The 1739-nt window shown below is 36.2% G+C and carries 2 pseudogenes; both read right to left on the reverse strand.

Going from position 1 to position 1739, the window contains the following annotated elements:
• Positions 1-1574 (reverse strand): annotated as a pseudogene (locus GBI16_RS18005) (tyrosine-type recombinase/integrase); the annotation flags it as partial.
• Between the two features lies 1 nt (position 1575).
• Positions 1576-1734: pseudogene (locus tag GBI16_RS18010) on the reverse strand (IS5/IS1182 family transposase); the annotation flags it as partial.
• Positions 1735-1739 lie beyond the last annotated feature (5 nt).

Genomic DNA, 1739 nt, shown 5'->3' on the forward strand with positions numbered 1-1739 from the left:
TTATTGCTCATCCATTGACATCGTTGCATCCATTCTTGAGCTTGAGTATCTTCGCTTACACGACCTTCTCTAAAACTTATCAAACGTTGAAAAGGTGTCAGATTACTCTTCTCGATACTAAACTTCTTTTCTTGTCGGCCAGCAATCGTAACTGGCTGTGTTTGCTGATAAGAATTAAACCATTTCTGCTGCTGAGTATAACGATTTAGGTTTATGTAGTCTGTACTTGACTTCACTGGACTAAAACACTGTTCTAATACTTTTTTTGAAATGATACACGGCGAATTATAAATTCGATCGACTGCTAATAAATCCAAAACATGAAGGTAATTTGAAGCCGTTTGCTCAATACTGCTATGCCCCATCCAAGAGGCGAGCACCTGCCATTTATGTTGAATAATCTCTTCTTGAGCACGTGCTTTCATACCAAACAATAAATCCCTCATCTTTTTTGCTTTTACCCAAGGACAATCTGTGTAGGTCTTGATCATTTCTTTTGAACCGAGCAAAGTTATTGCTAGATAGTTAGCAGCACTGTGGCGTAATGTATGAAAACTAAAGCCATGATGCATACCTAATATTTGACTAAACAAATCTACTGTAATTTTGCTGATACATTGATCAGTTAATACACGATGATTCACACTAAAAAGTAGATCATCCTGCTGATTAACCAAATATTGCGCATAACGATGTTGTATGTAACGTTGTACTACTAAAAACTCATGTTCTGACAATGCAATTTTCAATGGTATTTGACGATTCGCACTTCGCGTTTTCAGACGGCGATATGAATTGTCTTGGATATGAAGCGTGATATTATTAAAAACTGTATTTTCTTTTTCTTTATAAAGTAGCTCTGGGCAAATAATATCTTGTATTTTAAGACAACGAACTTCATTTAATCGAAGTCCAGTTCTATAACTTAGTAAATACATCAGCTTTAAACAACTCAGATGATCGACCCACTCTGATGCCGTTGGCTCTTGACTTAAATTTTCTAGTTTTTCCAATAATTTGCCAAATAGCAAAGGACTCACTAGCCGTGCATTGCAAATTTGTAAATGCTTAAAACTTGAATTCTGTAACACCAATACCCCTGGAGCATCATAATTCTCTATACAGAATTGATGAAAATCTTTTAGGCGACCAAAACGGTATTCTGCGCTTTGGTGCATCTTACGAGAGGTTTTTCCTTTCACCGAATCTCGTTGAACTGCTTTTTCATCACGTTCACTGCTGTATTTCAATAGCTGCCGATATAAATCCTCATAGTCATCTATGGATTGTTGCTTTAAATCTAATTTATTGAGCCAAATCTCAAATATAAATTCTTTGCCAAACGATCCTAAGTAGCTTTCAATAGTTGATAATTGAAGCCCTCGTTTTTTTAAATGCATTAACCAGTGAATTAAGCGTAGTTGAGCATCAATTAAAGACTTTTCCTCCGTATTAGCATCAACTATCTTCTCCTCTAACACCCTTCTAGTTTCTTGCCAAAAACGTAGCGTGCGTTCTTCTTTATTCCTCTTTTTATCTAAACGCTCAACTTTTTGACCTTTACGTTTCTTTTGAACTCCATTTGCATCCACTTTTTAGAATATAGAGCAATGCGCAAAATACTTCATAGACATCAACGACTCTTGGACGTGTTTGTTTTCTTCCGCTCAATAGTAACGGTTTAATTTCTTTAAAGGCTTCTCGACTAATGTCGCTGGGATATGGTTTTCTCATGGGGG

Origin of the sequence: Acinetobacter sp. TUM15064 (assembly GCF_008980265.1) — a bacterium.
Lineage (GTDB): Bacteria > Pseudomonadota > Gammaproteobacteria > Pseudomonadales > Moraxellaceae > Acinetobacter.